The following is an 8,601-nucleotide window of genomic DNA, read 5'->3' on the forward strand; positions in this document are numbered from 1 at the left end:
GCCGGCCTGGCGGCAACGAGTGCCGTCCCGGACAGTGGCCGACAGATCAAGACTCAGGACAAGACAGTCAGTCGTATCGCGGGTCAGGCCACCGCCGAGACGGCACCGCCATCCTCACAGTCGTATCTGGTGGCGATGCCGCGGAAACCCTTGAGGCGGTTGAAGCACCGCTACGTTGCGACGCCGATAGATGTGACGGTCGAATGCCAGTGGCCGCCCGCCGTGACGGCCGCGGTTGTGCCGGAGTGCGTCACGGCCCACCGGGGTGGGTCCGGATCGCTTCCAGCCCGCCGATGACCATGGCCACGGAGAACTCGGTCGCGGTGGCCAGGTCGTAGCTTGAGTGGTCCACCGATGCGGTGTAGGCGGGAAGGGTCTTGCGGATGTGGTCGGACATGGCCGGCGCCGGCAGTCCCTGGGCGAGACCGAATGCCTGGAACTCGACCATGGCGACGACCAGGCGTAGCTGGTCTAGTCGGAAGCCCCCTTCGATCAGTGCGGCGAACATCGGCTCGTAAACCGCGATGGAACGGTCGCAGGCCACGGCGGTGGTGGAGAGGAGCGGCAGGATGCGTCGGTGCCTGGCGTACAGGGTGGTGAGCTGGCGCAGGAGGTTGGCCACGGCCTCGCGCCAGTCGTGCGCGGGTCCGACGGGTTCCATACGTTCCAGCATCCGCAGCCGAGCGAGGTCGATGACCTTCGCCCGGCCTGTGACATGGGAGTAGAGCGACGACGGGGCGACGCCGAGGTGCCGGGCCAGCTGAACCATCTGGATGTCACCGGTGCGATCGACGAGTTCGATCGCACCGTCCGCGATTCGTGTCGCGGACAACAGCGGCGTCTTCGGCCTGGCCACGCCCGGTGCCCCCACTTCCTGTCGAATGCCCTTCAGCGCAACAGGTAGCCGCGCTCCTCCAGCGTATGGCGCAGGTTCTCACGCCCGTCCATGTAGTCCAGGCCCATGCCCACCACGACGGAATGGCTCCATGTCTTGTCACGCAGTCCGTACTCGGCGCGGAAGTCCTTGAACGCGGTCTCGTAGTCCTCGATCCACTCCTCGGTCGGCCGTGTCCGGTAGCGCTCGCGGTGCAGCACGACGTCCTGCGCCGGGCGGGGATGCACCGCGCTGGGGCGGTGCGGGTCCGGGGTGCCGATGGCCATGCCGAACACGACATAGGCGTACGAGGGAAGTCCGATCAGGTCGGCGAGCTCCTTGGCGTGGTTGCGCAGCGAGCCCAGGTACACGCCTCCCAGGCCGATCGCCTCTGCCGCGACGAGACCGTTCTGAGCAGCCAGGGCCGCGTCGATCGACGCCATCAGGAAGGCGTCGACGTAGTCGGTGACGACGGGCTTGCTGCCCAGCTCGACGCTGATCGCGTGGTTGCGCGACATGTCCGCTACCCACAGCAGCACGCTGGGGGCCTGGGCGACGAACTCGAACCCGGTGAACTCCACGCCGTGCGTCAGCCTCGCGAGCTCGGCCTTCGTCTCCGGGTCCGAGACGGCCACGAGACTCCACTGGTGAAGGTTTGACGATGTGGACGCCGACTGGGCGGCTGCCACCACCGTCTCCAGAGCGCCGTCGGGCAGCGGCTCGTCGGTGAACGCGCGCACTGAGCGGTGCGCGAGCAGCGCTTCGATCTGGTCGTTCCAGATGATGTTCTCCGGCGTCGCCTGCTGCCCGTAGCGGGCTTCCAAGAGTGCGTCCCGCTGCGACAAGTCGGTCATGGCTGTCCTTCCGTTATCCGAATCAGATTCGGTTTTGGCAACCCCGAGTCGGCCGGGTTCATTCCCCGCTGTTCTGGCCTATCGGCAAGAAGCTGGACAGGGCCCTGAGCCAAGGGCTGCGTACGTCCGTCGAGGTGGAGGGGATTCGTCGGACGAGTAGGTGAGCAGCCGGCGTTGGCGGAGTCGTCGGCCCGGGCCCGGGCGATCTGGGGCTGCGTGACCCGCAGCTGCCAGAACATTTCGCGGGTGGTGTCAGGGCTGCTGGTGTCCGAGGGTGTCACCGTGGTCGTCACCGGGAGCCCGAGGTGGCGACCGCGATGTGTCTCTTGCGGCCGTTGATTCCCTTTCCGGCGTCGAAGCCGCAGGTGGCTCTGGAGTCGCAGGGGCATCGTCGTGGCCGGTACGGACCCGTCGGCGGAGCTGGTCGGCCGACAGGTATCTGCGCCGGCGTATTCGATTCCCGGGAGTCGGGCCGAATGTCCGAGTCCCGAGTGACGAGCTGTGCGGCACCGCGATTCATGTTCCCGCCGCCGCGTCGGCAGGATGGGACCATGATTGAGATCCGCACACCCCGTCCTCTGCTGTGCCGATGGCTGGACGACGACGCTGTCCACCTGTCCGAGATCCATGCCGGTCCTGCGGTGATGCAAGGCTTCGGCGACGGCAGGCCACGCTCCCCCGGGGCAGACTGCCGGGGACATCGAGGCGTGGGACGAGGAAGGCTTCGGGATCTTCGCGGTCGAGCTCCTGGCCTCCGGTGAACTGGCGGACGTCGTCGGCCTGTCCGTCGCCGACGCTCCGTCCGAGGCCGCCGGTCAGGTGGAGATCAGCTGGCGGCTCGGGCGGGTGTCCAGGGGCTACCTCACCCCGCTGGAGACCCGGCAGCGACACGAGCAAGCACACGCCCTCGCAGCGTAAGCATCGAGTGTCCACTATTACGGGGAGACTTCAGGGAAACTTCACTCAGCCCTGGACGCCGGTACCCGACAGGATGCCTTCGACCACGTCGCGGAGCTGTGAGCGGGCGGTGATGCCGAGCTTGGGGAACACCCGGTAGAGGTGAGAACCGACCGTGCGCGGTGAGAGGAACAGCTTTTCCCCGATCTCACGATTCGTCAGGCCACGGGCCGCCAGCTGGACGATCTGCTGCTGCTGGGGGCTGAGTTCGGCGAAGGCAGTGGGTACGACGTCGCCGGCTTCGATGCCGGCGGCGCGTAGTTCTGCCTGTGCCCGCTCGACCCACGGCCGCGCGCCCAGCCGCTGGAAGGTTTCGAGGGCGGCGCTCAGCAGCGGACGGGCCTCGGCGATACGGCGCTGCCGCCGGAGCCATTCTCCGTAGTCGAGCCGGGTCTGCGCCCGCTCGAAGGGCCACTGCTCACCTGCGGGTTCCTTGAGCGCTGCGCGGAAGAACGGCTCCGCGTGCTCGGGTTCCGCCAGCAGGGCGCGGCCCCGGTCGATCAGTGTCCTCACCCGTGCCGACATGCCTGTACCGAGGCGCCGCGCCGACCGTTCCAGCAGCTCTGCGGCGTGCTCCTGTCGTCCTCGGCGGACAGCCGCCGCCGCCAGTTCGGCCAGGAGGGTGTAGGAGACGTGGTAGTGGACCGGGTCGCCGTCGTCGGTGAACGCGGAGCGGAACTGCGTGTACGCGGTGTCGTAGTCGCCCTCGGCCACTGCCGCCATCCCCAGGGCCCGACGCGCGAAGACCGCGACGGAGCGGCTCTCCAGTGGATCGACAAGAGCCAGGGCTCGTTCGACGAGCCGACGTGCGGCGGCTGGGTCGCCGAGCAGACCGACCACCGTGGCATCGAGTGCCTGAGCACACGCCTCGGCGTGGTCGAGTCCGGCCGACGATGCCATGGCCGCGATGTCACTCGCCACCGAGCGGGCCTCGGCCCATCGGCCCTGCTCCAGGCGGGTCCAGCCGGCCGCGCATCCCAGTCCGTCCGGGAGCCATCCACAGGCCTGCCACTGGTCGAACGCCTCGTCGAAGGTCCTGGCGGCGAGGGTGGTCTGGTCGAGCAGCCAAGCGACGATGGCCAGCGCGGTCAGGCGACTGGCGTCGCCCTTGGCCTTGGCGATGAGCCCGGGCAGGGCCGGTGTGAGGAAGGCTCCTGCGCTGCTGGGGTCGGAGACGGCCAGGACCCAGGCGCGCAGCGCCGCTCCGGCGGCATCGTCGGGCATGCGGGAGAGCCGGCTCTGGATCTGTTGCTGTTGGGACTCCTCGCCCGAGTAGTAGCGGACCACCGCCGCCGCGGCCAGCGCGTCGAGAACGAGGGGCGACCGGGCGTCCGTCGCCTCGTCGGCAACACGCATGAGCAGGGCGAAGGCTGCTGTGTGATGGGAGCCCAGGGACATGAGCTGTCCGGTGGCCAGCGCGGCTTTGCCCAGCAGTGCCTGGTCGTCGGTGCACTCGCGGACTGCGGCGGCCAGTTGTTCCACCCAGCCGAGTTGACCGGTGAAGACGGCGGTGGCGGCGGCTTCGGTCAGAAGACGCGCCCGGTCCTCGCGGCGCGGGCTGAGTTCCGCGGCGCGCTCCTGGGCCGCGGCCGCGGCCGCGAAGCCACCTCGGCGCCGGGCCCGGTCGGCCGTCTGCTGCAGTGCGGCCGACACGTCCTGGTCGGGGCGTACGGTCGCGGCGGCGAGGTGCCAGGCGCGGCGGTCGGGCTCCTCGCGCAGCAATTCCGCGAGAGCGAGGTGGGCCCGGCGGCGTTCCTCGAACGACGCGGCATGGTAGACGGCGGAGCGGATGAGCGGGTGACGGAAGGAGATCCGGGATCCGTCCTGGCGTACGAGACCGGCCCGGTCCGCGGGTACCCATGCCTCGTCGTCCGCCTCGGGAAGTCCCACGGCCGCCGCCGGAGCGTCCGCCGCATCGGCGGCCGCGAGCAGCAGCAGGATGCGGCGGGTCGGTTCCGGCAGGTCCGCCGCGTGCCCCGCGAAGATCCGCTCCAGTCGGTCGGTGACCGGCAGCGGGCCCAGCACGCCACTGCCCTCGGGGTGCCGGATCGCGGTGGCGTGGGCCAGTTCCACCAGGGCCAGCGGGTTGCCGGCCGCCTCCTGGAGGATCCGCACCCGGGCTCGGCCGGTGGGCGGCGTGGGTTGCCGGTCCAGCAGTAGGTTGGCCGCCTCAGCGTCCAGCGGGCCGAGTTCGAGGCGCTCGTATCCCTTGTCGAATCCAGGCAGGGCGGCCGCGGTGCGGACTCCGACCAGCAGCGTGACAGGCTCGCTGTCCATGCGTCGCGCCACGAACGAGAGAACGTCCAGTGATCCGCGGTCGATCCACTGGGCGTCGTCGACCACCACCAGCAGCGGGGCGGTTTCCGCCAGGTCCGACAACAAGGTCAGGACCGCCAGACCGACGAGCATTGCGTCGGGAGTCTGCGCACACTCTTCGAGCCCCAGGACGGCTCGGAGCGCGGAGCGCTGCCGCGACGGCAGTCCCTGCGCTTCAGCGAGTACCGGGCGCAACAACTGATGAAGACCGGCGAATCCGAGGTGCGCCTCGGATCTGGTCCCCACCGCCCGCAGCACTCGGCCACCCGCGTCCCGTGCGCGATCGGCCGCGAGGTCGAGCAGCGTGCTCTTTCCGGCGCCGGGGTCACCCGTGACGATCAAGACGTCGCTGTGGGACCGGTCAGTTCCCACACGCCGGATGATCTCTGCGGTTTCGGCTTCTCGGCTCACCACCGCCGGACCGGAATTCCGCGTCGAGCGCTGGTCCCCACGAGCCCTTCCATCGTTTTGCACGGATGCTCCAAGGAATCGAAATACCCCAAACACTAGCGTGGGGCTACGGCGGCAGCGCCGACAGCGGCATCGAACCTGCTCAGAGCGCTCAGAGCGCAGTCGTCGTCCGGGGCACCGATGCAGTCACATGACGCATACCCCGGCTGTTCGTCGAGCCGCAGAATCGTCAGGCGGGCACGGCCGCGTCTTTCCGGGGCGGCGGGCAGGAACGGCCGCGCGTCGCCGGTGGTGTCGTGCCATCGACGACGAGGATCGCATAAGCCGTACACCCTGACCGGAAGACGCTGTCATGGTCACTGGACGCTCGTGGCTGGTCGGCTCGGGTCCGTACGGCATGCGGTCGCTTGTACGCTTCTACGCAGTTGGGGGACGTTCATGAGAAGACCCGGGTGGCTGACCGCGCTCGTCTTAGCAGTGACGCTGATGACGGCAGGGACGGCGGAACCGGCCGAGGCGGCGGAGGAGGCGTGTGCCACGGCTGGATCGAACTTCGCCAGCCAGACGATCGCGGAGAGCACGGCGGCGTTGCGGATGGGGTGCGCCCGCGACGCGGGAGCGCTGCGGTCGCTGGCGGGCAGTGACACCGACATGGTGGCCGCCATCGACTTCAACACCGCGCAGCGGCCGGACGAGTGGCAGCGGCAGATGGGGCAGATCGTCGACACGGTGCGTGCCGACAAGGACAAGGGGCTCACGCTCAGCGAGTCGTTCGACCTGCGGGCGCAGAAGAGCAATGTGGACTTCTACGACCGGCAAAGCGACGTTCGGTTCGACGGCAGCATCCGGGTCGTCGGCGACAGCCTCGTCGTCGTCATACCCACGGGTGAGGTGAACGCTTCGGCGAACTGGTGGCAGAAGGCCATTGCCACCATGGTCGGCACCGCGGTGTTGGTCGTGGCCTCTGCGGCGTGCTTGGTGTTCTTCGCCCTCGCCGCCCCCGCTGCGCCTTTAGCCATACCGACCTGCGGGGCCGTCGGCGGCGGACTGTGCGCGCTCGTCACTGACCTGATGAACGCCTACTTCGACGGGCGGTCGCTGGGCGACGCGGAGGTCTGGAAGGAGGCACTCAGCCAGGCATTCCTGGGCGCGCTGACCGGGATCGGCTTTGGGGGGTTGCTGAAGTGGGCCACGTCGGGGGCGGTCTCGGTGATCGAAGCGGTGGGGAAGACCACGCAGAACATCATCACCCGGCTCGGCTCGTGGTCGCGGCCGTTGGCGGACCTCCGAGGCCTGTTCACTGCCGACTTCGCGCAGAGGTTGAGGTTGAGCATCGAACGGTTGCTCCAGGGCCAGCGACCCAGCGCCTGGCCGTCGACGATCCGGGTGATGGTGGTCGGCGACTCGATCAGCCAGGGCCACGAGGGTGACTACACCTGGCGCTACCGGTTGTGGCAGTGGTTCCAGGAGAACAACGTCTCGGTCGACTTCGTCGGTCCCTACCACGGCACGTTCACCCCGGACCAGCCCTCCCCGCCGAAACCGCCGCCCTTCGTCGGTGAGAAGCCGGCGGACCAGGGCATCCGCGTCGACGGCGGTTACGCGGCCGGGGTCGCCTTCGACAGCGACCACTACGCGCACTGGGGCAGGCAGGCCGCGCAGATCAAGGGCGACATCCGCCGGCAGGTCGAGACCTACAAGCCGGACCTCGTCCTGCTCGCGGCCGGCTTCAACGACATGGGCTGGTTCGTCAGCGACGAGAACGGCACCCTGGACAGCGTCGAGACCATCATCGACCAGGCCCGCGCGGCCCGGCCGGGGGTCGACTTCGCGGTGGCCACCGTGCCGCACCGGTCGAAGATCGGCGGCCGGGACGACCTGATCACCAAGACCGACAACTTCAACCGGCTGCTCACGAACGCGGCCCCCCGGTGGAGCAAGGCCATCTCCCAGGTGGAGGTCGTCGACTGGCAGAAGGGGTACTCCTGCGCCCCCGCCGCCTGCCCGGCCGCTTACGACGGCCTGCACCCCAACGCCTTCGGCGAGTACCAGCTCGCCATCGCCTTCGAGCAGACCCTGCACGACCGGTACGGCCTGGGCCGGGGGCCGATCCCCTTCCCGCCCGAGAACCTGCCGGTCCGTCCGACACCCGTGCCGACCGGTCTGAAGGCCGAGTCCAGCCCCCAGGGCGTGACCGTCACCTGGGACCCGGTGTACGGGGCGTTCGGCTACGACGTGCGGTCGCGGATCGCCGGCCAGAGCACCTGGAGCGAGGGCCGCGTCAACAGCAACCGGACCGACACCACCTGGACCGTCGACGGCATCCGGTGGGAGTACCAGGTGCGCACCATCGGCGGTGACAACGTCAAGGGCCTCTGGTCCGGCACGGTCAGCGCGGTCGCCCACCCGAAGACGGCGCCGCCGCCGCGGATCGTCGCCAGCCGGCCCATCGGCCAGGACGGCATCGAGCTCGAAATCGCACCACCTGACTACCCCGTCACCATCGACCGGTACGAAGTGATCCTCTTCGACAAGGACACCCCCGGCGCCTGGCTCACCGGCACCGGCTTCCGCGGCAACAGCGTCAAGGTCTACGGGCTGAAGCCGGGCCACCGCTACCTCGTCGCGGCGGCCACCTGGAACGCCGCCGGCGGCGGGCTGCCCGCACTGGCCCGGCCGGTGATGGTCGGCGGCGGCATCCCGGCCACCCCGACCGGCCTGCGGGTGACCACCGTCGATGCCACCACGGTGGAACTGGACTGGAACGGCGCGAAATCGGCGGCTGGCTACCGGCTGTGGGTCTCCAACGTCAAGGACGGCGGCACCACCCCGCCGGAGGCCGACGAGAACATCATCGAGGACACCCACCACGGCGTCGCATTCCTGTTCCCGGGCGTGTGGAACTTCGAGTTCTGCGTGACGGCCGTCAACGGCTCCCTCGAGTCCGACAAGTCCAACTGCGTCATCCCGCCCCATCCCGACGGCAGCGCGCCGACCAACCCCGGCGGCAGCGCGCTGAACCCCTCACCGAGCGCTCGTACCGCGGCGTCGGACGCGGTGGACATCGGTTCGCTCACCACCCTGAGGAACCCGGACGGCACGGGAAGTCCCGTCGCGGTCGGTGTCGGGGTCAACGGGGGTGATCGGTAACCCGGCCTCGGTGTCCCGTGGTGCTGCCGCGTGCGCGGC

4 protein-coding genes are annotated in these 8,601 nt (G+C 69.5%); 1 reads left to right on the forward strand and 3 read right to left on the reverse strand.

What is annotated here, in order from left to right:
• Positions 1-250: 250 nt before the first annotated feature.
• The 3 genes from ACTWQJ_RS40155 to ACTWQJ_RS40165 all read right to left on the reverse strand — a co-directional run bounded on the left by ACTWQJ_RS40155 (position 251) and on the right by ACTWQJ_RS40165 (position 5,475).
• On the reverse strand, positions 251-832 hold the full coding sequence (locus tag ACTWQJ_RS40155) for a TetR/AcrR family transcriptional regulator (protein WP_443311376.1): 582 nt from the start codon (positions 830-832) through the stop codon (positions 251-253).
• A gap of 56 nt (positions 833-888) precedes the next feature.
• Positions 889-1,728, reverse strand: a complete 840-nt coding sequence (locus ACTWQJ_RS40160) for an NADPH-dependent oxidoreductase (protein WP_409471480.1) — start codon at positions 1,726-1,728, stop codon at positions 889-891.
• Positions 1,729-2,691: 963 nt separating this feature from the next.
• On the reverse strand, positions 2,692-5,475 hold the full coding sequence (locus tag ACTWQJ_RS40165) for a helix-turn-helix transcriptional regulator (protein ID WP_409471481.1): 2,784 nt from the start codon (positions 5,473-5,475) through the stop codon (positions 2,692-2,694).
• A 375-nt stretch (positions 5,476-5,850) separates the two neighbouring features.
• On the opposite strand from ACTWQJ_RS40165, the gene ACTWQJ_RS40170 reads away from it, so the two are divergent.
• Positions 5,851-8,562: a GDSL-type esterase/lipase family protein gene (locus ACTWQJ_RS40170; RefSeq protein ID WP_409471482.1), complete on the forward strand. Its 2,712-nt coding sequence runs from the start codon at positions 5,851-5,853 to the stop codon at positions 8,560-8,562.
• The last annotated feature ends 39 nt before the right edge of the window (positions 8,563-8,601 follow it).

It is taken from the genome of Streptomyces sp. KR55 (assembly GCF_052245645.1).
In the GTDB taxonomy this organism is placed as follows: Bacteria; Actinomycetota; Actinomycetes; order Streptomycetales; family Streptomycetaceae; genus Streptomyces; species Streptomyces flavusporus.

Bases quoted from the DNA above. Each gene is read 5' to 3' on its own strand.
- ACTWQJ_RS40170 (WP_409471482.1), top strand. From the start codon at position 5,851: ATGAGAAGACCCGGGTGGCTGACCGCGCTCGTCTTAGCAGTGACGCTG.
- ACTWQJ_RS40160 (WP_409471480.1), bottom strand. From the start codon at position 1,728: ATGACCGACTTGTCGCAGCGGGACGCACTCTTGGAAGCCCGCTACGGG.